This window comes from Anaeromassilibacillus sp. An250 (assembly GCF_002159845.1).
Lineage (GTDB): Bacteria > Bacillota > Clostridia > Oscillospirales > Acutalibacteraceae > Anaeromassilibacillus > Anaeromassilibacillus stercoravium.
In genome coordinates this window covers 1-21,080 of the sequence record NZ_NFJK01000026.1, presented here as the reverse complement: position 1 = coordinate 21,080, position 21,080 = coordinate 1, and the positions used below count along the sequence as shown (strand labels likewise).

Sequence of the window (21,080 nt, the reverse complement as noted above, 5' to 3'; positions counted from 1 at the left end):
CCTCTTTCTCAGATCAAGCCGTGCTTCTTCGCATAGTCCAGCAAAACACCGCAGCAAGCAGCCGTCATAGCCCCCTGATATGCTGGATCGACCTTGTCCACACTGTCCAGATAATCCTGCAACTTGTGTGCCGCTTCCAGCACTTGTTGTACCTGATTTTGATGATACTGCTGCTGGGCTTGTTGCTGGATATAATTATAGTTCCAAATGTTATAAAGCGGGTTCATGACTTATACCTCTTTCTTTCCGGTCACGACCTCATAAATGAGGGATTTCTTGTAGTTACCTAGCTGGTCAATCAGCACCTGCTTCTTTAGCATGGTCAATTCTATTTCAGCACATTTTGTATCAAGATAATCAGCTATTTCCCTCTGCTCTAATGCAGGTGGTAAAAACATAACAAACGAACCAACATTTTCAGCTGATAAGTTAGGAGCTGTGGAACCATTGATATATGACTGTCGTTGTTGAAATTCTTCTTCTGAATTAATCCAATAGAGTAAATACTCCGGAATAAGTGAGATTGGTCGAATAACCATAAGTGATGAGGCCACTGTTCCCTCATCGAACGTAGCTATGGCATTTTTCCCAATCGTAGAACCTCTTAAAGTGTACAAAATATCCCCTTTTTGAATTTTTGCGCCGCCCATGGAATGATATTTTTCTTTTGTGATTTTTTTGCTCTGTGTAACGTCAACATATCTTCCGCAAAGAGAATCAGCGCCTAAAAACGGAATACCATTATCAACATATTCATTGGGAGAGGGATAATTTGAACTTCTATCTCCATTGATAAACTGACAAATGTTCTTCAACTTCACTTTTGTCCAGTTGCCCGGAACTTCCCCGATCCATTCCACTCTGCTGTCCTTCATAGGCACATCGGGATTCAGACCTTTTGTGACGGCTTCGGTGATGACGGACAGCTTATAGGCCTTCAGCTTCTCGATCACTTGCTGCTGCCTGGCAATAATAGTGTTAATCTGGCTACACTTATGGTCGAGATAGTCGGCAATGCGGCGCTGAGTGTCTTGATCCGGGCGCAAAATTCGCAGGCGCTTGAGATCTTCATAATTCATCCCCTGACGTACACCGTCTCCCATTCCATAAAAGACTTTGCACAAATCATATGTATGAAAAAGATAGTGCATATAGCGAGGAGAATCATCGCTCCTAATTTGAAGGGTCACATATGCCGATGTAATAATTCCCCGTTCTTTACAAAGGCCTGTTCTAAGACTTCTTTTGTCATTCTGTAAATCAGTAAGTCTGAACACAATGTTTCCTGGTTCAATGATGTTGTATGTTTCAAATGAAGCAGGCAAAAGTCCCTCGTTAGACTCAATATTCTTTCGTACAATATTTCCATAGCTGAGTGACAGAAGGTTATTCTCGGCCAGTCCACTATTTTTACATTTGCGTTCAGAAAAAAGGGCCGAAAGAATCGTAATAGTCCATGTCTTTGGAATCTCACCGATCCATTCAATCCCGCTGTCTTTCATTTCACGCATGGAAATGCACCTCTATTTTCATCTCTTGTTCAGAATTATCTATGGGTACTTTACAAGCAATATCCGATATATCCCCCACATCAAGAACAAAGCGGTCTTCCACAGGAAAATCAAGCGCAATTCGCCATTCATTTTGATAAGCAAATTTCTTTCTCTTACAGAAAGCCACTTTCAATTTCTCCTCAGACGAATAGGGAATAATCTTATCTGAATATTGTACTTTTCCCAGACATCCCATGATCTTGTACTGAACCAGCGCCTTTTCGAGTCTTTCTTCAAAATCACATCGATTAATTAAAACCGCTGTGTATTTGGATGTTCTATCGTACATAAATTCTCTCAGCATCTTTTGCGGGATCAAAAATGCATAGTCGCTTTCGCCTACTTGATTTAGCGGAACGGACAATGCACAAAATACTGGAAAATCATAGTAGGCTCTGAGATTTTTTACTTTTGCAATGATTTGCCCTTTATACAGCAAATCACCTGTTGCCCCTATACATAGAGCGCCCTCCTGCTCATCCCCCACGCCTTCCTGCTCCAACTCCCGAAAATATCTGAGACTGTTCATATATAGTTTCCCGGACAGAATATCTTCTGCATATTGCTCTTTAGTAATCTTCATTAAGAGGTTGCTTTCTACAATTGCTCCACTTTCATCCATCATGATAGGAACTATATTCATTCGAACACCTCCGCCAGAGCGCCGTCCAACTCCGCTTCAATGGCCAGGATCTCCTGCATGATCTCCGCCGAGGGTTTGGGGGCTTCATACTTGTAAAAATACCGGGTGAATGGGATCTCATAGCCCACCTTGGCCTTTTTCTCGTCAATCCAGGCATCCGGTGCAAAGGGCAGCACTTCCCGTTCAAAGTAAGTCTGAATGTCCTCTTTCAGCGGCACATTCTCCGTGTCCCGCAGGGCGGTGTCCGGCTGGGGCTTGCCCTTCTTGAGCACCGGATGGCCGTTCTCGTCCTTCAGCGGGCGCTCCACCGTGATCTTGGTATAGCCAAAGTCGGTGGTGTCAAAAATCTTGCTGATCTCGCTCTTCACAAAGTCGCCGTACAACCGGGTGATCTCCTGGATGGCGCTCTCCGGGATGTCGTTGCGTTTGTTGCCCAGGGCCTTACGGCGCTTTTCATACAGACCGTTGGCGTTGATGAGCTGCACCTTACCCTCCCGGCGGGTCCCGGCCTTCTTGTTGGACAGCACCCAGATATAGGTGGCAATACCGGTATTGTAGAAAATATCATTGGGCAGAGCGATGATGGCCTCCAGCAGATCATTCTCCAGTATATACTTGCGAATCTCGGAGGGGCCGCTGCCGGCGTCGCCGGTAAAGAGGGGCGAACCGTTGTGGATGATGGCAATGCGGCTGCCGCCGTCCTTGGGTTCTTTCATTTTGGAAATAGCAGTGAGCAGGAACAGCATCTGCCCGTCGCTGGCCGCAGGCAGGCCGGGGCCGAACCGCCCGGCAAAGCCCCGCTTGGACTCGGCTTCCACCGCCGCTTTTTCGTTCTTCCACTCCCGGCCAAAGGGCGGATTGGACAGCACATAGTCGAAGGTCTGGCCCTCGAACTGGTCGTCGGACAGGGTGTTGCCGTCCTTGATGAAGTCGGCGTTGTTGCCCTTGATGAGCATATCCGCCTTGCAGATGGCAAAGGTCTGGTCGTTCAGCTCCTGGCCAAAGGCCATCAGCTCGGTGGAGGCGTTGAGCTGATGCAAATACTCCTCCGCCACCGACAGCATACCGCCGGTACCGCAGGCCGGGTCATAGATGGTTTTCGCCACATTGTTCCCGGACAGCATATCGTTGTCATCGTAAAACAGAATGTTTACCATCAGCTGGATCACTTCTCTGGGGGTATAGTGCTGTCCGGCGTCCTCGTTGTGAGACTCAGAGAACCGGCGGATAACTTCCTCAAAGATGTAGCCCATCTCCAGGTTGGAAATCACATCCGGGTGCAGGTTGGCCTTGGGAGTGGTGAACTCCTTGATGACAATATAGAGAATTCCCTTATTGGCCATGGTGGTGATCTGTCCGTCAAACTTGAACTTTTCCAGGATGTCCTGAACATTCTCCGAGAAGCCGTTCAGGTAGTCCCGGAAGTTGGCCTCGATGTTGTCCGGATCGTCCAGCAGCCGCTCAAAGGTGAACTTGCTGGTGTTATAAAACGCCTTGCCGGAGGCGTTGCGAAGCAGCACATCCCGCATGGGGAGATTCTTCACGGTCTCGAACTTCTCCAGCACCGCATCCTTGGTATCGGCCAGAATACAGTCAAAGCGGCGGATCACCGTGAGGGGCAGGATCACCTCGCCGTATTCATGGGGCTTGTACACGCCGGTCAATTTATCTGCAATCGCCCAGATCAGGGCGGCTTTTTCACTTACATTGGCGCTCAGGCTCATACTTCTTTTCCTTCCTTTTCCTCCGGAATAAACTCCAGAATATCGTCCACGCCGCACTCCATCACGCGGCAAATCTTCTCGATGCTTTCGATAGAAACATACTCGTTGCGCTTTAGGCGGGTGATAATATTGGCACTAAAACCGGCCCTCTCTTTTAGCTGTGCGTTGCTTATCTTTTTATCAATCATCAGATGAAATAAGCGGTCATAACAAATCGCCATTTTAGTCCCTCCAAAGCAAGAATGCTTGGATTCATTTTATCACATTTTCGTGAAAAACTCAACTCGGAGTCGTTTTAGAGAGAAAGAAAAAATCCGCCAGGAGCACATCTTTTGGATACTACTTCTGGCGGATTCTCTTTGTTAATCTAATGGAGTTTTCTTTGTCACAGCCTTGAGATACAGATCTGGATCACCATTCAGAATCAAGTTGGCATACGCCACTGGATCATTATAAATCAGGTAATCCAGCTCCGACCGCTGGTACATACTGTTTGCCACTTCGTTTTCCACAGCGGTGCAGTCGATAGATAGCAGCGTCCCGTCCTCCAGACGCAGTTCCACGCAGGTGGTATCCATGTTAAACTCACAGAATACAATCTTTCTCATAGTCGTTACCTCCTGATATTTGAATTGTTGACGATTTTGTGAAGCGTTACAAGCAGCATTACGATTGTTTTAGTTTCCGGCAAGCAATGCTTGTGGCTATCCATTTGCCACAAACTGCTTGTTGAGGGCAACGCCCCCAAGCCCCTTTGAACACAGAATTTCATTCTGTGGCTGCGCGTTCTGCGAACGCTTTTTTGTCTGTACCCGGCACCCCGTTTCAGGGCATAGGAGTGCGTGAATCGCTCACCCCTTTTGCTAATATGATATGCTCTAAAATAGAGCTTTCCTTGGAAGATGAGGTGGTAAAATACCACCCCATCCGAAATACCTTTCAGCAAGGAAAATCCGCTATAATAGGCTTTTCAAAACGGAAATTCCTTGTCCGAAACAGTAGCCACCTATTTCCCTCTACCAGCAAAAACAGGAGCGTGACACGCTCCTGTCCCTGCCGACAAGGAAAAACTTTTGTGCTAATCGCAACGGTAAAATTAGTCCGAACGGAAACCTATCTCACCACCGAAAATCCGGGAACACTCCACGCTTGTCCAGGTATTCCTTCCGGGCCTGTTCCCGTTCTTCTGCGGTGGGTGCAGTCTTATATTTTGCATACAGCTCATGCCGCACCAGCGCATCCAATTTCTGTTCCAGACCCTGGCGAATTTCCTCGGCACAGTCATCATCGTAGGCCAAATGGTACTCCACCAAAGCTACAAAAAGCTCATAGGGAATTTGTACACTTTTCATATCTATTTTCCTCCCGTGACGGTCGTGACGATGGTGACGGTGTTTTACACACCATCAAAATCACCGTCACGACCGTCACCATCGTCACGCTTTCTCCGAAACAGGAGTCAGCTTGATCCTTCGCCCTGCATGGATACGGGAGTTTGCATACTGGATATTATACTCCAACAGCAGACGTCCCGAATTGACATTCAGGTGTTTGGTCAGGGTGTTCGGCAGCATATCTATTTGCAGGAAAGAAACCAGCTCTGTGGGGCTACCACTCCAGGGTTCCTTTACCAACTTTGCGATCGCTTCCAGCACTGGATCGGGCGGCTCTTTATACAGCTCGTTTTCCATGCGTTCCAGGTTCCAAATCTGGGTCTGAGGGTCCTTCTTCAAGTAGAGGATCTGGTCCGGCTGATCTCGTCCCACCACCTTAATGGTGGCGTCCAGTTCCGTGCGTTTTTTCTTCTGCATCAGCAGGGAACCGTCCGCACAGCCCAGCAGCCCGGTGGTGCCGGAAATCGTCTCAAAGGAATCGTCTGCCTGCTGCTTCCGGGTGTGGTGGACAGTCAGCACACAAATACCGTGCTGCTCGGCAAACTGTTTGATCCTGCCGATGATTTCGTAGTCACTGGCGTAGCTGTATGCTTCACCGCCAACCTCCCGGATCTTTTGCATGGTGTCGATGATAATGAGTTTGGTGTCCGGGTATTCCTGCATGAAGTTTTCCAGCTGTTCGCCCAATCCGTTCCCGATTTTTCCAGCCGTGGTGGCAAAGTGGAGATTGGGAGTGTCATTCACGCCATACATCATAAACATCCGGCTCTGGATGCGCTGAAAATCATCTTCCAGCGCGAGGTAGAGCACTGTTCCCTGGTGGACCTTGTAACCCCACAAATCCTGCCCGGTGCTGACATGGTAGGCAATCTGGGCCACCAGGAAGGACTTGCCGATTTTGGGTGCTCCGGCAAGGATATATGCCCCTGCGTAAAGCAGTCCTTCCGCCACCGGTGGCCTGCTCATATAAGCGTTCTGGAACAGCTCCGTCATGGTGAGCGTATGCAGATATCGGGGGTCTGCCATACGCTGCATCCTGCGGTACATTTCTTCTAGGCTTTCCGGGGAATTTACAACTTCATCATTGATTTCTTCCCCGGAAGTGGGTATACTATTTTCAGTAGTTTGAGAGATTGACTGCCCATCATCTGCGCCAACAGATGAGCCCTGGGCGGTCATTTTCTTTTTTTCATCGATCATAGGCGAAATCCTCCTGCATTCCGTTCATAATGGTGGCGATCATACGGATGGTGTCCAGCAGCTCGTCGTTCACGCCCTGCCCGGCTTCGATCCGGCGCAACTCGTCCAACACGGCGGCCAGCTGGTCCCGCAGGGCCTTGTAGACCCTGGGATTGCCCTGGACCACCACATCCCGTTCCAGCAGACGCCGGATAATGTAGTCCTGCTTGGTCAGGCCGGTGAGCTTCACCAGGGCTTCCAGGTGTAGATCTTCCTCCGCCGACACCCGGAAAGCCACCGTCTTGTTCCTCCATCGGTTGTGGTTGTCATAGTTCTTCTTGGACATTTTCTTACACTCCCTTCTCATTTTTCAGCGAATCCAGCTTGTCGGCCATTTCCACCTGACGGGTGGGGAACAGATGGGCGTAGCGGTAGGTGATGTCGATACTCTCATGCCCCACACGCTCCGCGATGGCCAGGGCGGTAAAGCCCATGTCGATCAACAAACTGATGTGGCTGTGCCCTTACGGTATAATTACGACAAACCGGAAAAGCCCCGTAGGATCAAGGGTTTTGAGGTTTTCAGTCTGATTTTTTCATCCTTTTCCAAACCGAAAAATCATACTGAAATAAGTCGAATTGCAGGAGGTGTTTCATTAACGACAAATGAATAGCAGAAAGGAACTCAAAACCTTTTGATTCCAAACACAACAGAATATTGGATTTAAGCGAAGCCGTCACTTGTTTTAAGTGGCGGCTTTTGTTGTTTCCAGGGCTGTTATGCAGGCACATGACAACACCCAATCAGAAATGAGGTGAAGTCATTGAACCCACAAATCATCGCCGTTGCCAACCAGAAGGGCGGCGTCGGCAAAACGACTACCTGCGCCAACTTAGGCATCGGGCTGGCCCAGGCCGGAAAGAAAGTGCTGCTGGTGGACGCTGACCCCCAAGCCAGCCTGACCATCAGCCTGGGCAACCCGCAGCCGGACAAGCTGCCCTTCACCCTCTCGGATGCAATGGGCCGCATCCTGATGGATGAACCGATCAAACCCGATGAGGGCATCCTGCACCACCCGGAGGGCGTGGACCTGATGCCCGCCGACATCCAGCTGTCTGGCATGGAAGTGTCGCTGGTGAACGCTATGAGCCGGGAGACCATCCTGCGGCAGTATCTGGACACGCTCAAGGGACAGTATTCCCATATCCTGATTGACTGTCAGCCCTCCCTGGGTATGCTCACGGTCAACGCGCTGGCCGCCGCCAACAGGATCATAGTCCCCGTTCAGGCGGAGTATCTGCCCGCCAAGGGCCTGGAGCAGCTGCTGTCCACCATCAGCAAGGTCAAACGGCAGCTGAACCCCAAGCTCCAGATTGACGGCATCCTGCTGACGATGGTGGACAACCGCACCAACTTTGCCAAAGAGATCGCCGCCCTGCTGCGGGAGACCTGCGGTAGCAAAATCAAGGTGTTCGGCACCGAGATACCCCACTCGGTCCGGGCCAAGGAGACCAGCGCCGAGGGCAAGAGCATCTATGCTCACGACCCCGGCGGCAAGGTGGCCGAAGCCTATCATAATTTGACGCGGGAGGTGATAAAAATTGAAAAGCAGCGCGAAAAAAGTAGAGCTGGCATCGGTCGATGACCTGTTTTCCACCGAGGAAAGCCGTGCCGACGCCCAGCGGGAGAAGGTTCTGGAAATTCCCTTGTCGGAGCTGCACCCTTTCAAGGACCACCCCTTCAAGGTCAAGGATGACGAGGCCATGATGGAGACCGCAGACAGCATCCGGCAGTACGGCGTGCTGGTCCCGGCCATCGCCCGCCCGGACCCCAACGGCGGCTATGAGCTGGTGGCCGGACACCGGCGGCACCGGGCCAGCGAGCTGGCGAGCAAGGACACCATGCCGGTCATTGTCCGGGACCTGGACGACGACCAGGCCACCATTATTATGGTTGACAGCAATTTGCAGCGAGAAAGCCTGCTCCCCAGTGAGCGGGCTTTTGCTTATAAGATGAAGCTGGAGGCTGTAAAACATCAAGGCGCACGGACAGATTTAACTTCCCGACAACTCGTCGGGAAGTTGGAAATGGCCGATGTAGTTGGTGAAAAAGCTGGTGACAGCGGCAGACAGGTTCAGCGTTACATCCGTCTCACCGAACTCATCCCCGAACTGCTGGACATGGTGGACGAGAAGAAAATTGCCTTCAACCCGGCCTATGAGCTGTCTTTCCTCAAAAAAGAGGAACAGGTGGACCTGCTGGACGCTATGGACAGCGAGCAGGCCACCCCCTCCCTCTCCCAAGCCCAGCGGCTGAAAAAGTACAGTCAGGAGGGCCACCTGACCCTCGACATGATGCGGGTCATCATGGGCGAGGAAAAGAAAAGTGACCTGGACAAGATCACCTTCACCAGCGACACCCTGCGCAAATATTTTCCCCGGAGCTACACGCCCCAGCGGATGCAGGAGACCATCATCAAGCTGCTGGAACAGTGGCAGCGCAAGCGCCAGCAACAGCACGACCGCTGAGAAAGGAGAGCCTATGAGGGATATTTCAGCCCGTGAGCTGAAAGGGCATAACATTTTGGCTGTGGAGCGATTTCAGGACAGCACCCGATGGATGATTGAATTTGCGGTCCGCAAGCCCCGTACCCCCTACGGCAGCCCCGGCGATGAGGTTCGCCTGTTTCTCACCGAGGACGGCTACCGGCAGGCCCTGGACGCCCAGCGCAGCCAGCAAATCAAAATCAAGCGGTATGCCCACGTTGTAGAGGGCCATATCCTCGATTTCAAACCGAGAAAGAAACGCCGTCACCCGTAAACCTGCCATCTACCAAGAAAGGAATGAATTATGTGTACCGTTAGAGAGATTCAAGAGGCCATCCGCGAACATTGCCAATCCCAGCATGACATGGAAAGCACCGAGATCGACCAGGTGATGCAGCGCCTGCCCTTCGGCACCGCGCAGGATGTTTTTACCCGGCCCCCTGTGCCGAAGCCGCCGTATTCCTGGCACAGCCGGAACTACCGCACCTGACCGCCGCAGTCTCTTTGAAGATTGCGGCTTTTTTCATGCCATGAATGCCGAGAGGAGTGATGAAATGGCCGTTTTTCGCATTGAACGAACCCGTGATTATACCGTTATGAGCAACCACCACCTGCGCGACAAGGGGCTGTCGCTGAAATCCAAGGGGCTTTTGTCTATGATGCTGTCTTTGCCGGAGGACTGGAACTACACCACCCGCGGCCTCGCCAAAATCTGCAAGGAGGGCGTGGACGCCATCGGCGGGGCGCTGCGGGAGCTGGAAAGCGCCGGGTACATCGTCCGCCACCAGATGCGGGACCGCCAGGGCCGCATCAGCGACACCGAGTATGTCATCTATGAGCAGCCCCAGCCCAAAGCGCCGGATACGCCCCAGCCGGATACGGCTTCACCAGATACGGAAAACCCGTATCTGGATAGCCCGGATACGGAAAAGCCCGCAGAATTAAATATAGAGAAATCAAAGACCCAAAAATCAAATACCCAGGGATCAAGTACCGATTCCATTCCCTTCCGGGGATTTGCGGCGGCCAGGCCGCCGGAACGGAAAGGACGGGATGCGATGTCGGTGGAAGAAATGCAGAGTTATCGGGATTTGGTGTTGGAGAACATCGAGTACGACCACCTGTGCAGGGAGTTTACCACCTACCGCGAGGATTTGGACGAGATCGTGGAGCTGATCGTGGAAACGGTCTGCGCCAGGCGTAAGACCACCCGGATCGCCGGGGCGGACTTCCCCCATGAGGTGGTGCGGTCCCGGTTCTTGAAGCTGGACAGCTCCCACATCGAGTTCGTCATGGAGTGCCTGCACAACAACACCACCGAGGTCCGCAACATGAAGCAGTACCTGCTGACCGTGCTGTTCAACGCGCCCACCACCATGAACAATCACTACACGGCCCAGGTCAACCACGATATGCACGCAGGCGGCTGGTAATGGCCGCCTTTTCTGCTGCACCGCCCAAGGAGGCACGATATGAACCAGATGGAAATTTTCAAAAACCCGGAGTTTGGAAGCATCCGCACTTTTGAGCAGGACGGCAAGGTGCTGTTCTGCGGAACGGATGTAGCAACTGCTTTGGGATATGCCAATCCCCGTAAGGCCGTCCGCGACCACACCCGCTGTGGAACGAAATGTTCCATAGGGGTCCAGACCGGCAAGAAGGCAGATGGCTCACCCGCCGTACAGATGGTGGAGATGCTCTTTATCCCCGAAGGCGACGTTTACCGGCTCATCGTCCACAGCAAGCTGCCCTCGGCGGAGCGATTTGAACGCTGGGTGTTCGATGAAGTCCTGCCCAGCATCCGCCAGCACGGGGCCTACCTCACCAGGGAGAAGCTGTGGGAGGTCGCCACCTCGCCGGAAGCCCTGTTGAAGCTCTGCTCCGACCTGCTGGCGGAGCGCGAGAAGAACGCGGCGCTGCAAGCGGACAACGCCCGGCTGCAAGGCAAAGCCGTCTACTACGACCTGTTCATCGACCTGCGGCACAGCACCAACCTGCGCACCACCGCCAAGGAACTGGACGTGCCGGAGCGGCGCTTTATCCGCTTTCTGCTGGAACGCCGGTATGTCTACCGCACCCCCTCCGGCTACGTGCTGCCCTACGCCAAAGGCAGTAACGAGGGGCTGTTCTGTGTGAAGGATTTTTGCCGCAACGGCCACACTGGCTCCTACACGCTGGTGACGCCCAAGGGCAAGCTGCACTTTGCGGAACTGCGCCAGTTGATTTTGGTGACGGTATGACGGGCCGCCACCTGTTACGACGGCTGGTGGTCCCGCCTTAGTACCCAAGACCGCTTTCTGCATAACCGACGAAGGGAGGCGAGAAAAATGCAGGAGGAAGTGGAAAACAGAACCTTGACGCTGGTTGTCAGCGGCACCAAGTTCACCGGGCGGCTGTTCAAGGCCGCCATATCCAAGTACATGGCCCACCGCAGGGAGAAAAAGCTGGAAAAGCAGCGCAGCCGGGATTCTCCCGTTACCCCGAAGGGCAAGCAGACGGTGAAGCAGCTCATCGGGCAGAACCAGGGCGTCTCCAACATCGAGATCAACGACCCGTCTATTCGGGATTTTGAGCGGATCGCCCGCAAGTACGGCGTGGACTATGCGGTGAAAAAGGACCGCAGCACCTCGCCGCCCAAGTACCTGATCTTCTTCAAGGCCCGCGATGCCGACGCCCTGACGGCGGCATTCTCGGAGTACACCCAGAGGAAGGTCAAGAAGCCCGACCGCAGCGAGCGCCCGTCGGTGCTGGAGAAGCTCAGCCACTTCAAGGAGCTTATTAAAAATGCGGTGGTGGACAGGACAAAGCGGAAGGAGCTGGAACGATGAAGCAGCTGAATGTAAAAAAACTGGTGCTGCTGAACCTGCCCTATTTTCTGCTGGGCCTGTTTGCCACCAACTTGGGCGAAGCCTGGCGGCTGGCTGTTGGGGCGGATGCCTCGGCCAAAATGCTCTCGTTCTTTTCCACCCTGCCGGTGGCCCTGGGAAGCTGGTGGCCCAGCCTGCACCCGCTGGACCTGGCTGTTGGCCTGTGCTGCGGCGCTGGCCTGCGTCTGGCGGTGTATCTGCACGGTAAGAACGCCAAGAAGTACCGCCACAATGTGGAGTATGGTTCGGCCCGTTGGGGCACCCATGACGATATTGCCCCCTACATCGACCCGGTGTTCCAGAATAATGTCATTCTGACCCAGACCGAACGGCTCACCATGTCCAGCCGCCCCAAGAACCCCAAGTATGCCCGCAACAAAAACGTGCTGGTCATCGGCGGTTCCGGCTCCGGCAAGACCCGCTTCTGGCTCAAGCCCAATCTGATGCAGATGCACAGTTCCTATGTGGTCACCGACCCAAAGGGCACCATCCTGGTGGAGTGCGGCAAAATGCTTCAGCGGGGCGCGCCCAAGCTGGGCAAGGACGGCAAGCCGGTGAAGGACAAAAACGGCAAAGTCATCTATGAGCCGTACCAGATCAAGGTGCTGAACACCATCAACTTCAAGAAGTCCATGCACTATAACCCTTTCAGCTACATTCACAGCGAAAAGGATATTTTGAAGCTGGTGACAACGCTCATCGCCAATACCAAGGGCGAGGGCAAGGCCGGGGACGATTTCTGGGTCAAGGCGGAGACGCTGCTGTACTGCGCGCTGATCGGCTACATCCACTACGAAGCCCCGGTGGAGGAACAGAATTTCTCCACCCTCATTGAGATGATCAACAGCATGGAGGTCCGGGAGGACGATGAGGAGTTCAAAAATGCCGTTGACCTGATGTTTGATGAGCTGAAAGAGCGGGAACCCAACCACTTTGCGGTGCGCCAATATGCCAAATATAAATTGGCCGCAGGCAAAACTGCGAAGTCGATTTTGGTGAGCTGCGGCGCACGGCTGGCGGTGTTCGACATTGCCGAGCTGCGGGAGGTCACAGCCTATGACGAGCTGGAGCTGGACACCCTGGGAGACCGACGAACCGCATTGTTCCTGATTATGAGCGACACCGATGACAGTTTTAACTTCCTCATCTCCATGTGCTACACCCAGCTGTTCAACCTGCTCTGTGAAAAGGCCGACGATGTGTACGGCGGGCGGCTGCCGGTTCATGTGCGCTGCCTCATTGATGAGTGCGCCAACATTGGCCAGATCCCCAAGCTGGAGAAGTTGGTCGCCACCATCCGCAGTCGAGAAATCTCTGCCTGTCTGGTGTTGCAGGCGCAGAGCCAGCTCAAGGCCATCTACAAGGACAACGCTGATACCATCATCGGCAACATGGATACCTCCATCTTCCTGGGCGGCAAAGAGCCGACCACGTTGAAGGAGCTGGAAGCCGTGCTTGGGAAAGAGACCATCGACACCTACAACACCGGAGAGAGCCGGGGGCGGGAGACTTCCCACTCGCTCAACTATCAAAAATTGGGGAAGGCGCTGATGAGCCAAGACGAGCTGGCCGTCATGGACGGCAGCAAGTGCATTTTGCAGCTGCGCGGTGTGCGGCCGTTCCTCTCGGACAAGTACGACATCACCCAGCACCCCAACTACAAGTACACCGCCGACGCCGACCCGAAGAACGCCTTTGATATTGAAGGCTATCTCAAGGCCCGGCTGAAGCTCAAACCCAACCAGGTCTGCGACGTGTATGAGATCGACGCCGCAGCCAACGATTGATGCTCCGCTGTGAAAGGAGGGGTCCTATCTATCCGCCACAACCGCCCCGCTGGGGCCATCGGCGTACAAAGCGGACGATCTCTATCAAAATAATGAAAAAGGAGGAAGGCCGGAATCAGCCAGCCCGGAAATCGGGCGGCGATTGTCCGGCTTTTGTATGCCTATGAACCATGACTAAATCAAACTTTTCAAACTGATTCCGGCCAACTTTATTTATGGAATTTTTTAATCAGGCAATCACCGTTCTCCAGACCCTCGTTATCGCCCTCGGTGCCGGTCTCGGCGTGTGGGGCGTCATCAACCTGCTGGAAGGTTACGGCAACGACAACCCCGGTGCCAATGCTCATGTGTCATAAAGAAACACACAAGAGATTGATAGACAGCAGCCTACTATTCCGTAAATTTTGTTTCAGGACTTTCTTTTTCAATGCCGATATGCTATAATATTTCTATTCCAAGTAAGGAGTTAAAAATATGCGGCAAGGTATTCTTAATTAACTATAATCAAATAGTGGGAACAAAGAATTGTAACCGTCCCTTGCAAGGGGCTTAGTTTTTTGTACCCTTTTTAAGAATACTTTTGCCTTATATATTTGACATATCAAAAGAGCGACCGCTGCTTGCAGTGCGTTGTATGTATGTGTATGTCTATTCGCTATATCCCCAGCGGTAAAAGTATTTTGCTGCTGGGGATTTTTATGCCCTTTGGGGGCTGAATGGAGGACAAACACATGAAAATAATCAATATCGGCATTCTTGCTCATGTAGACGCAGGAAAAACGACTTTGACAGAAAGCCTGCTCTATACCAGCGGAGCCGTTCCGGAATTAGGGAGTGTAGATAAGGGAACAACGCGGACAGACACCATGCTGTTGGAACGCCAGCGTGGGATTACCATTCAAACGGCCGTCACTTCTTTCGGCTGGAAGAATTATAAGATCAATATTGTCGATACCCCCGGCCATATGGACTTTTTGGCGGAAGTATATCGCTCACTTGCTGTTCTTGACGGAGCAATTTTAGTAGTTTCCGCAAAGGACGGCGTGCAGGCACAAACACGGGTACTGTTCCATGCGCTCCAGAAAATGAAAATCCCAACGATTATTTTTGTAAATAAGATAGACCAGGAGGGCATTGACTTACAGAGCGTTTATCAAAATATCAGAGAAAAACTTTCTGATGATGTCATGGTTATGCAAGATGTTTCGCTCACTCCGGAAGTGTCTCTGACAGACATTGAGGATATAGAAAAATGGGATTCTATTATTGCTGGAAATGATGAACTTTTGGAAAAATATATTGCGGGGGAACCTTTGAAAATACAAGATTTACAGAGGGAGAAATGCAGAAGAATGCAAAACGGTTCCCTGTTTCCTATTTATCATGGGAGTGCAAAGAACAATATCGGAACTGAAAAGCTGATTGAAGTGATTGCAGAAACATTTACTTCTGGTGCGGACAACGATCAATCCGAGCTATGCGGAAGCGTTTTTAAAATCGAGTACACAGACCAGAAAAAGCGGCTCGTTTATTTGCGGTTATACAGCGGGACACTTCATTTACGGGATACGATTCTCCTGCCCCAAAATCAAAAACTAAAAATCACAGAAATGAGGATTCCGTCAAACGGAGAGATTATACCGGCGGACACAGCCTGTTGCGGAGAAATTGTTATTTTGACCAATGACACTCTGAAGCTGAATGATACTCTCGGAAATGTAGAACTTTTGCCGCGCAAGGCATGGGAAAAAAATCCGATTCCTTTGCTTCGGACGACGGTGGAGCCGCAAAATCAGGAACAAAGAGACCTCCTGCTGAATGCCCTGACGGAAATTGCAGATACAGATCCGCTGTTGCATTACTATGTGGATACGATAACGCATGAAATCATCATTTCTTTTTTAGGAAAAGTCCAGTTAGAGGTTGTATGCTCTCTGTTAGTAGAGCGATACCATGTGAACATAAATGTGAAAGAACCTACGGTCATTTATCTGGAAAGGCCATTAAAAACAGCCAGTTACACGATTCATATTGAAGTGCCGCCGAATCCGTTTTGGGCATCCATTGGCTTAACTGTAACGCCACTTCCTGCCGGAAGTGGAACCCGGTTTAAAAGCAAAGTATCTCTCGGCTATTTAAACCAAAGTTTTCAAAATGCCGTTATGGAAGGGGTGCGTTATGGAATGGAGCAAGGCTTATACGGTTGGGAAGTGACAGATTGTGAAATTTGTTTTGACTATGGAGTTTATTACAGTCCAGTTAGTACCCCCGCAGATTTTCGTTCCCTTGCTCCTATCGTGTTAGAACAGGCATTGAAAAGAGCAGGAACACAATTATTGGAACCATACCTTTCCTTTACCCTTTTTGCACCGCAGGAATATATTTCACGGGCTTATAATGACGCACCGAAGTATTGTGCAGTGATTGAATCAACCTTGCTTAAAAATGATGAAGTTATTTTTACGGGAGAAATCCCCGCCCGCTGCATCGGCGAATATAGGAATGATTTAAATTTTTATACAAATGGGAGAAGCGTCTGCCTTACCGAATTAAAAGGGTACCAAGAAATTTCCGGGGAGCCTGTATTGCAGCCACGCCGTCCTAACAGCCGTTTAGATAAGGTTCGGCATATGTTTCAGAAAATAACGTAATATTTTGTGCGTTATCACGGATAAAAATCTTTGAATATAAGGAGAGTCTATGTTAGTTTTGTTTTCAAGTCGGTTTTGTGTAAACTTATATTGAGCAAACGGCCTTTATTTATAACCCGACTAATTTTGTATGCTAATGTCGAGCATATCTTTCTAAATTGTGATATTCATATTCGGAAGGAGGGGCAATGTGTTAAAGAAATTGAATGACGCGATGGACTATATTGAAGCGCACCTGGAGGACGAGTTTTTACTTGAGAAGATTTCTGAGCATATAAATGTTTCAGATTATCATTTTAGAAAAATATTTTTTGCGCTTACCAATATGACGCTGAATGAGTATGTAAAAAACAGACGACTTTCAGAAGCTAACAAAGAATTGTTGCAGGGGGCGCAGGTAACAGATGTCGCTTATCAATATGGGTATCAATCCGTAGACGGATTTACACGTGCCTTTAAAAAATGGAGCGGTATCTTACCGTCACAAGTCGCAAAGTTGAAACAATGTAAATCATGCCAAAAGTTACAATTTGTTGTAACTATGAAGGGAGGAACTTTAATGGAATATAAAATTGTTGAAAAACCTGCTTTTACGTTTGCAGGTGTAAGTAAACGAGTGCCGTTACAATATGAGGGAGTAAACAACGCTATTTTGGAACTGGCACAAAGCATAACACAGGAACAGAAAGAAGAAATGCACCGGTTGCAAAACATTGAGCCATATGAAACTGTAAATGTTTCCTATGAATCAGATACGAACTTTCTTGAAGAAGCTGGTGAATTAACGCATTTAATTGGAGTTTTAACAACTAAAAATGACATTAGCAGTAATCTGGACACATTTCCTGTTAAAGCTCATACGTGGGCAGTTTTTCCAAATGAAGGAATCTTCCCGTTTACTTTGCAGGATACAATGGCAAGAATCTACTCCGAATGGTTTATGACGGCAGATTATGAACTGGCAGAGCCGTTTTCTTTCTCTTTTACAAAAATGGACGACAAAAAGCCCAACTACGCATACAGTGAAATTTGGATTCCAGTAACAAAAAAAGAATAAGCAATTACACTCAAATAGGAAAGCCAGCCGAGCCAGCGGGCAGTCAAGATAAACGGCGCATATGCGCCGCTGTTGACAGCCCCGCCCGCCTTTGCTGGTAGGCAATCAAGGGGCGACAGCAAGGGGTGCTGCCGCCCTCTGATATTATAAATGAAACCCGTCAACCATACAACGCCCTATGTGGGAGAAAGGGGGAATCATCTATGCCTTGCACAGAAGCATACAAAGAACACATCATGTACACGTTCAATGGCTTTGCAAGACCGTCATACACTATGCGGCTATCAACGCATGGCGTGACAGGAGCAGACGGCGGCAAAAAGAAATATCCCTTGAATACCTCACAGAAGAAAAGTTTTACCCTTTAGGCACAACAGACGAATATTTTGAAGCACCCCATGAAGAACACCCTATAACGATATGCGGTCAGGCAGTTATCCTCACCAATGGAAAACTTGCCGCCGTCCTGTTATCCCTGCCACAGAAAAACCGGGAAATCATTTTCCCTTATTTTTTCAAAAATGGGCTTACAATGGGTGAAAAATTCGAAAACCAAAGTATGATGAGGCAGGTATTGAAATGAAAGTTGTTTCTATATTAAATAAAAATAATGATTACCAGAGATTTGAAGTATTGAAGCATAATCGAAATAAAAGATATAAATATAATCAATTTATTGTTGAAGGCGTAAGAAGTTTAAATGAAGCGGTTAAAAATAACTGGAAGATTATTTCTTTTATTTATGACAAGAATAATCTGTCAGGCTGGGCAAAACATATGATAGAAACAGTAAAAACAGAAGTCAATTATACTCTTACGGCACAGTTGCTAAAGGAATTAAGTGGAAAAGAAGAAACTTCTGAATTATTGGCTATTATTGAAATGAGGGAAGACAGGTTAGAAAATGTTGCGTTATCTTCCAATCCATTTATTGTGTTATTTGACAGGCCCTCTAATAAAGGAAATTTAGGTACGATGATACGTTCATGTGATGCGTTGGGAGTAGATATGTTGATAATTACTGGACATGCGGTTGATTTGTATGAGCCTGATGTAATTGTTTCGGCGATGGGTTCTTTTTTCAATCTTCCGGTGATTCGAATCATTCACAATGAGGATTTATATAAATTCGTTGAAAGCCTTAGAATAAAATACCCTGGCTTTAAGATCATAGGCACAACAGCCCACCACGAAAAGCCTATCTATCATGAGGACTTGAAAACCCCGGTTATGTTAATGATGGGAAATGAAACCATGGGATTAAATAAGGCATTTAAGGAATATTGTGATGTTTTATGTACGATTCCTATGGCTGAAGATTCCTATGCCAGTTCTTTCAATGTCAGTTGTGCTGCATCTATAATGATGTATGAAATAGTAAGACAACGAATGAATTAGACAGCATAACCCTTTTGAGAGTGAGCCAGAGAAAAGGGAGGAGCAGGCGTTCTACCTCAAAAGTCTGCAAATAAAAAAAGAATAAGCAATTACACTCAAATGGCAAAGCCAGCCGAGCCAGTCAACAGTCAAGATGAACGGCGCATATGCGCCGCCGTTGACAGCCCCGCCCGCCTTTGCAGATAGGCAATCAAGGGGCGACAGCAAGGAGTGCTGCCGCCCCGCACTATTATTCAGAGAGGGGGAATTTCCATGACCGAAGATGAAGCCTACAAAGTGCATATCCAGTACACATTCAATGCCTTTTGCAAGATTGTCATTCGTCACGCAGCCATAGATATAATCTTAAAGCTGCGCCGGAGGTGGGAACGGGAAGTTTCTCTTGACTATCTGATGAATGAGAAGTTTGTCCAGCTTGCCGAACCGGAGCAGCTTGAAGAATATCTTTTTACCGCCTGCGGCCAGACCGCCGTTCTGTACCATGCGGAACTTGCCGCCGCCCTTGCCCTCTTGCCGGAGCAGACACAGGAAGAGATTTTCCGTTACTATTTCCTGCGCCAGCCGCAGCGAGTGATCGGCGTACATATTGGCCGGACACGCAGCACAGCGGGGCGGCATATCCAGCTTGCCTTGCAGCGGCTACGGCGGCTCATGGAGGGAAAAGACCATGAGTAAACTTCTCCCCTATGAAACAATCGTCAAAGCCCATGAGGGCGACCCGGACGCAATCGACACCGTCCTTTCCCACTATGCCGGATATATCCGCTACTTTTCCAAAGTACACGGTCAGGTTAACGCCGAGGTTGAGGAATATGTGAAGCAGCAGCTAATCTCCGCACTATTCAAGTTTCGCTTTGACCGATAAGCCCCAAAACTGAATACCAGCCGCCCACCAGCGGCCAGTGAAAGCAGTAAGTCTGAAAAAGATTTGCTGCTTTTTTTGTTGTCCATTTGGCAAAATCGCAAAGTCACCCGTAGTAGGTAGGTGAAGCCAGAAAAAGCTGCCTGCTCCGTTTGGCAAATTTCAAAACGCAGTGTTGTAGGGAGTGAAAGGAAAAATTCTCTGCCCCGTAGGTTGCCAAAATCCTGTTTCCCGGATTACTAAGGCAAAAGAAAATTTGAAAAATCCCCGGACAGCGGGTAGCTGGCGGCCTTTTGAATGTATCTTTGGCGAAAGAAAAAAAAGACCGCGCACAGCGGGCTGAAAGCCCCGCCCCGTTCGCTCTATGTACGGAAAAGCCCGGACAGGGGCAGTCTGCGGCTTACTAAGAGCAAGTTTCTACCACGGTGCCAAAATCCGCAATTCTGCGGTTTTGCCCCTCGCGGGAAACTTGTTGGGGAGTGCCTTCCCCAAACCCTGCTATACGCCCTTACGGGCGAAAAAGCTGAAAACAGTTTTTGTTATTTTCCAAAAAGTTGCCCAATGGGAGGTATAGAGGGATTTTTCTGCCGAAATGCAAAAAAAAGTTTTTGTAATTTCCCGAAAAGTTAAGCAATGGGAGGAGTGAGAGGAAATTTTCTCCGCCCAAAATCCGAAAAAAGTCAGCAATAAGAATAGTGAGAGGAGGTTTTCAGCCTATGCGAAAGAAATACAACACGCCCCACCGCAGCCGCGTTGTGAAAACCCGGCTGTCCGAAGATGAATACGCCGACTTCACAGCGCGGCTTGCGCCCTATGGTATCAGCCAGTCGGAATTTCTCCGGCAGGCGATACGGCGCACGACCATACGCCCCGTTGTCCATGTATCGGCGGTCAATGATGAACTGCTCTCCGCTGTCGGGAAGCTGGCCGCCGAGTACGGCAGGATCGGCGGCAACCTCAATCAGATTGCCCGGTATCTGAACGAGTACGGCTCACCCTACAATGCGCTGTCCGGCGAGGTACGCGCCGCCATAGCCGACCTTGCCGCCCTCAAGTATGAAGTCCTCAAGAAAGTAGGTGACGCAGTTGGCAACACTCAAGCATATCAACTCTAAAAACGCCGACTACGGAGCCGCCGAACAATATCTTCTCTTTGAGCATGACGAGTTTACCATGAAGCCCGTCCTTGATGAAACCGGCAGGCTTATCCCCCGCGAGGACTACCGGCTGTCAACGCTGAACTGCGGCGGGGAGGATTTTGCCGTTGCCTGTATGCGGGCAAATCTCCGCTATGGGAAGAACCAGCGGCGGGAAGATGTGAAAAGCCACCACTATATCATCAGCTTTGACCCACGGGACGGGCCGGACAACGGCTTGACCGTAGACCGGGCGCAGGCATTGGGCGAGAAGTTTTGCGC

Annotated in this window: 24 protein-coding genes and 3 pseudogenes; 17 read left to right on the top strand and 10 right to left on the bottom strand. The window is 50.0% G+C overall.

The genetic code is table 11. From position 1 onward, the window contains the following. Positions 1–8: 8 nt before the first annotated feature. From B5F54_RS15975 to B5F54_RS15925, 10 genes and pseudogenes are all read right to left on the bottom strand, one after another. The gene (locus tag B5F54_RS15975; protein WP_087235176.1) at positions 9–227 is read right to left on the bottom strand and encodes a hypothetical protein; all 219 of its coding nucleotides are present in this window, start codon (positions 225–227) and stop codon (positions 9–11) included. Between the two features lie 3 nt (positions 228–230). Then, a complete protein-coding gene (locus B5F54_RS15970; protein WP_087235175.1) occupies positions 231–1,511 on the bottom strand; it encodes a restriction endonuclease subunit S in 1,281 nt (426 codons plus the stop codon). Further along, on the bottom strand, positions 1,504–2,196 hold the full coding sequence (locus tag B5F54_RS15965) for a hypothetical protein (protein ID WP_087235174.1): 693 nt from the start codon (positions 2,194–2,196) through the stop codon (positions 1,504–1,506). The genes B5F54_RS15970 and B5F54_RS15965 overlap by 8 nt, the downstream gene beginning before the upstream one ends. Beyond that, positions 2,193–3,920 (bottom strand): type I restriction-modification system subunit M, encoded by a 1,728-nt coding sequence (locus B5F54_RS15960; RefSeq protein ID WP_087235173.1) that lies wholly within the window; start codon positions 3,918–3,920, stop codon positions 2,193–2,195. Before B5F54_RS15960 ends, B5F54_RS15965 begins: the two co-directional genes overlap by 4 nt. Then, on the bottom strand, positions 3,917–4,141 hold the full coding sequence (locus tag B5F54_RS15955) for a helix-turn-helix domain-containing protein (RefSeq protein WP_087235172.1): 225 nt from the start codon (positions 4,139–4,141) through the stop codon (positions 3,917–3,919). Before B5F54_RS15955 ends, B5F54_RS15960 begins: the two co-directional genes overlap by 4 nt. Positions 4,142–4,282: 141 nt before the next feature. Next, positions 4,283–4,528 (bottom strand): DUF6061 family protein, encoded by a 246-nt coding sequence (locus B5F54_RS15950; RefSeq protein ID WP_087235171.1) that lies wholly within the window; start codon positions 4,526–4,528, stop codon positions 4,283–4,285. A 510-nt stretch (positions 4,529–5,038) separates the two neighbouring features. Beyond that, on the bottom strand, positions 5,039–5,272 hold the full coding sequence (locus B5F54_RS15940) for a complexin-2 (RefSeq protein WP_087235169.1): 234 nt from the start codon (positions 5,270–5,272) through the stop codon (positions 5,039–5,041). An 84-nt stretch (positions 5,273–5,356) separates the two neighbouring features. After that, on the bottom strand, positions 5,357–6,514 hold the full coding sequence (locus tag B5F54_RS15935) for an AAA family ATPase (protein WP_087235168.1): 1,158 nt from the start codon (positions 6,512–6,514) through the stop codon (positions 5,357–5,359). Continuing rightward, the gene (locus B5F54_RS15930; RefSeq protein ID WP_087235167.1) at positions 6,504–6,839 is read right to left on the bottom strand and encodes a plasmid mobilization protein; all 336 of its coding nucleotides are present in this window, start codon (positions 6,837–6,839) and stop codon (positions 6,504–6,506) included. Before B5F54_RS15930 ends, B5F54_RS15935 begins: the two co-directional genes overlap by 11 nt. 4 nt (positions 6,840–6,843) lie before the next feature. Next, positions 6,844–7,014, bottom strand: a pseudogene (locus B5F54_RS15925) (site-specific integrase); the annotation flags it as partial. 303 nt (positions 7,015–7,317) lie between these two features. Here B5F54_RS15925 and B5F54_RS15920 point away from each other — a divergent pair. The 17 genes and pseudogenes from B5F54_RS15920 to B5F54_RS15830 all read left to right on the top strand — a co-directional run. Further along, positions 7,318–8,139, top strand: coding sequence for a ParA family protein (locus tag B5F54_RS15920; RefSeq protein ID WP_087235165.1), 822 nt, complete (start codon positions 7,318–7,320; stop codon positions 8,137–8,139). After that, complete coding sequence (locus B5F54_RS15915; protein ID WP_087235164.1) at positions 8,096–9,022, top strand: ParB/RepB/Spo0J family partition protein; 927 nt, start codon at positions 8,096–8,098, stop codon at positions 9,020–9,022. The genes B5F54_RS15920 and B5F54_RS15915 overlap by 44 nt, the downstream gene beginning before the upstream one ends. A 13-nt stretch (positions 9,023–9,035) precedes the next feature. Then, on the top strand, positions 9,036–9,314 hold the full coding sequence (locus tag B5F54_RS15910) for a DUF5720 family protein (RefSeq protein ID WP_007045952.1): 279 nt from the start codon (positions 9,036–9,038) through the stop codon (positions 9,312–9,314). Positions 9,315–9,344: 30 nt separating this feature from the next. Next, positions 9,345–9,530, top strand: a complete 186-nt coding sequence (locus B5F54_RS15905) for a hypothetical protein (RefSeq protein WP_087235163.1) — start codon at positions 9,345–9,347, stop codon at positions 9,528–9,530. A 64-nt stretch (positions 9,531–9,594) separates the two neighbouring features. Further along, positions 9,595–10,473 carry a DUF6017 domain-containing protein gene (locus B5F54_RS15900; protein WP_087235162.1) on the top strand — a complete coding sequence of 293 codons (879 nt, stop codon included), beginning with the start codon at positions 9,595–9,597 and terminating at the stop codon, positions 10,471–10,473. A 39-nt stretch (positions 10,474–10,512) separates the two neighbouring features. Beyond that, positions 10,513–11,280 carry a BRO family protein gene (locus B5F54_RS15895; protein ID WP_072851153.1) on the top strand — a complete coding sequence of 256 codons (768 nt, stop codon included), beginning with the start codon at positions 10,513–10,515 and terminating at the stop codon, positions 11,278–11,280. Positions 11,281–11,367: 87 nt separating this feature from the next. After that, the gene (locus tag B5F54_RS15890; RefSeq protein WP_072851155.1) at positions 11,368–11,868 is read left to right on the top strand and encodes a PcfB family protein; all 501 of its coding nucleotides are present in this window, start codon (positions 11,368–11,370) and stop codon (positions 11,866–11,868) included. Continuing rightward, positions 11,865–13,694: a VirD4-like conjugal transfer protein, CD1115 family gene (locus tag B5F54_RS15885; protein ID WP_072851157.1), complete on the top strand. Its 1,830-nt coding sequence runs from the start codon at positions 11,865–11,867 to the stop codon at positions 13,692–13,694. The genes B5F54_RS15890 and B5F54_RS15885 overlap by 4 nt, the downstream gene beginning before the upstream one ends. 215 nt (positions 13,695–13,909) lie before the next feature. Beyond that, a pseudogene (locus B5F54_RS15880) lies at positions 13,910–14,038 on the top strand (Maff2 family mobile element protein); the annotation flags it as partial. A 387-nt stretch (positions 14,039–14,425) separates the two neighbouring features. Further along, the gene (tet, locus tag B5F54_RS15875; RefSeq protein ID WP_070087585.1) at positions 14,426–16,345 is read left to right on the top strand and encodes a TetM/TetW/TetO/TetS family tetracycline resistance ribosomal protection protein; all 1,920 of its coding nucleotides are present in this window, start codon (positions 14,426–14,428) and stop codon (positions 16,343–16,345) included. A gap of 190 nt (positions 16,346–16,535) precedes the next feature. Then, positions 16,536–17,402, top strand: coding sequence for an AraC family transcriptional regulator (locus B5F54_RS15870; protein WP_070087584.1), 867 nt, complete (start codon positions 16,536–16,538; stop codon positions 17,400–17,402). Between the two features lie 208 nt (positions 17,403–17,610). After that, a complete protein-coding gene (locus B5F54_RS15860; RefSeq protein ID WP_204245260.1) occupies positions 17,611–17,985 on the top strand; it encodes a sigma-70 family RNA polymerase sigma factor in 375 nt (124 codons plus the stop codon). Next, the gene (locus tag B5F54_RS15855) at positions 17,982–18,800 is read left to right on the top strand and encodes a TrmH family RNA methyltransferase (protein WP_070087583.1); all 819 of its coding nucleotides are present in this window, start codon (positions 17,982–17,984) and stop codon (positions 18,798–18,800) included. Before B5F54_RS15860 ends, B5F54_RS15855 begins: the two co-directional genes overlap by 4 nt. Positions 18,801–19,052: 252 nt before the next feature. Beyond that, positions 19,053–19,475 (top strand): sigma-70 family RNA polymerase sigma factor, encoded by a 423-nt coding sequence (locus B5F54_RS15845; RefSeq protein ID WP_070087582.1) that lies wholly within the window; start codon positions 19,053–19,055, stop codon positions 19,473–19,475. Then, the gene (locus B5F54_RS15840) at positions 19,468–19,665 is read left to right on the top strand and encodes a helix-turn-helix domain-containing protein (RefSeq protein WP_070087581.1); all 198 of its coding nucleotides are present in this window, start codon (positions 19,468–19,470) and stop codon (positions 19,663–19,665) included. Before B5F54_RS15845 ends, B5F54_RS15840 begins: the two co-directional genes overlap by 8 nt. Positions 19,666–20,378: 713 nt before the next feature. Further along, a complete protein-coding gene (locus B5F54_RS15835; RefSeq protein WP_070087580.1) occupies positions 20,379–20,777 on the top strand; it encodes a plasmid mobilization protein in 399 nt (132 codons plus the stop codon). Then, positions 20,749–21,080, top strand: a pseudogene (locus B5F54_RS15830) (relaxase/mobilization nuclease domain-containing protein); the annotation flags it as partial. The gene B5F54_RS15835 and the pseudogene B5F54_RS15830, both read left to right, overlap by 29 nt.

Coding starts and splice junctions, on each gene's coding strand:
- B5F54_RS15840 (WP_070087581.1), top strand. CDS start 19,468: ATGAGTAAACTTCTCCCCTATGAAACAATCGTCAAAGCCCATGAGGGC.
- B5F54_RS15910 (WP_007045952.1), top strand. CDS start 9,036: ATGAGGGATATTTCAGCCCGTGAGCTGAAAGGGCATAACATTTTGGCT.
- B5F54_RS15950 (WP_087235171.1), bottom strand. CDS start 4,528: ATGAGAAAGATTGTATTCTGTGAGTTTAACATGGATACCACCTGCGTG.
- B5F54_RS15960 (WP_087235173.1), bottom strand. CDS start 3,920: ATGAGCCTGAGCGCCAATGTAAGTGAAAAAGCCGCCCTGATCTGGGCG.
- B5F54_RS15965 (WP_087235174.1), bottom strand. CDS start 2,196: ATGAATATAGTTCCTATCATGATGGATGAAAGTGGAGCAATTGTAGAA.
- B5F54_RS15940 (WP_087235169.1), bottom strand. CDS start 5,272: ATGAAAAGTGTACAAATTCCCTATGAGCTTTTTGTAGCTTTGGTGGAG.
- B5F54_RS15855 (WP_070087583.1), top strand. CDS start 17,982: ATGAAAGTTGTTTCTATATTAAATAAAAATAATGATTACCAGAGATTT.
- B5F54_RS15955 (WP_087235172.1), bottom strand. CDS start 4,141: ATGGCGATTTGTTATGACCGCTTATTTCATCTGATGATTGATAAAAAG.
- B5F54_RS15905 (WP_087235163.1), top strand. CDS start 9,345: ATGTGTACCGTTAGAGAGATTCAAGAGGCCATCCGCGAACATTGCCAA.
- B5F54_RS15895 (WP_072851153.1), top strand. CDS start 10,513: ATGAACCAGATGGAAATTTTCAAAAACCCGGAGTTTGGAAGCATCCGC.
- B5F54_RS15900 (WP_087235162.1), top strand. CDS start 9,595: ATGGCCGTTTTTCGCATTGAACGAACCCGTGATTATACCGTTATGAGC.
- B5F54_RS15975 (WP_087235176.1), bottom strand. CDS start 227: ATGAACCCGCTTTATAACATTTGGAACTATAATTATATCCAGCAACAA.
- B5F54_RS15890 (WP_072851155.1), top strand. CDS start 11,368: ATGCAGGAGGAAGTGGAAAACAGAACCTTGACGCTGGTTGTCAGCGGC.
- tet (WP_070087585.1), top strand. CDS start 14,426: ATGAAAATAATCAATATCGGCATTCTTGCTCATGTAGACGCAGGAAAA.
- B5F54_RS15845 (WP_070087582.1), top strand. CDS start 19,053: ATGACCGAAGATGAAGCCTACAAAGTGCATATCCAGTACACATTCAAT.
- B5F54_RS15935 (WP_087235168.1), bottom strand. CDS start 6,514: ATGATCGATGAAAAAAAGAAAATGACCGCCCAGGGCTCATCTGTTGGC.
- B5F54_RS15835 (WP_070087580.1), top strand. CDS start 20,379: ATGCGAAAGAAATACAACACGCCCCACCGCAGCCGCGTTGTGAAAACC.
- B5F54_RS15930 (WP_087235167.1), bottom strand. CDS start 6,839: ATGTCCAAGAAGAACTATGACAACCACAACCGATGGAGGAACAAGACG.
- B5F54_RS15885 (WP_072851157.1), top strand. CDS start 11,865: ATGAAGCAGCTGAATGTAAAAAAACTGGTGCTGCTGAACCTGCCCTAT.
- B5F54_RS15970 (WP_087235175.1), bottom strand. CDS start 1,511: ATGCGTGAAATGAAAGACAGCGGGATTGAATGGATCGGTGAGATTCCA.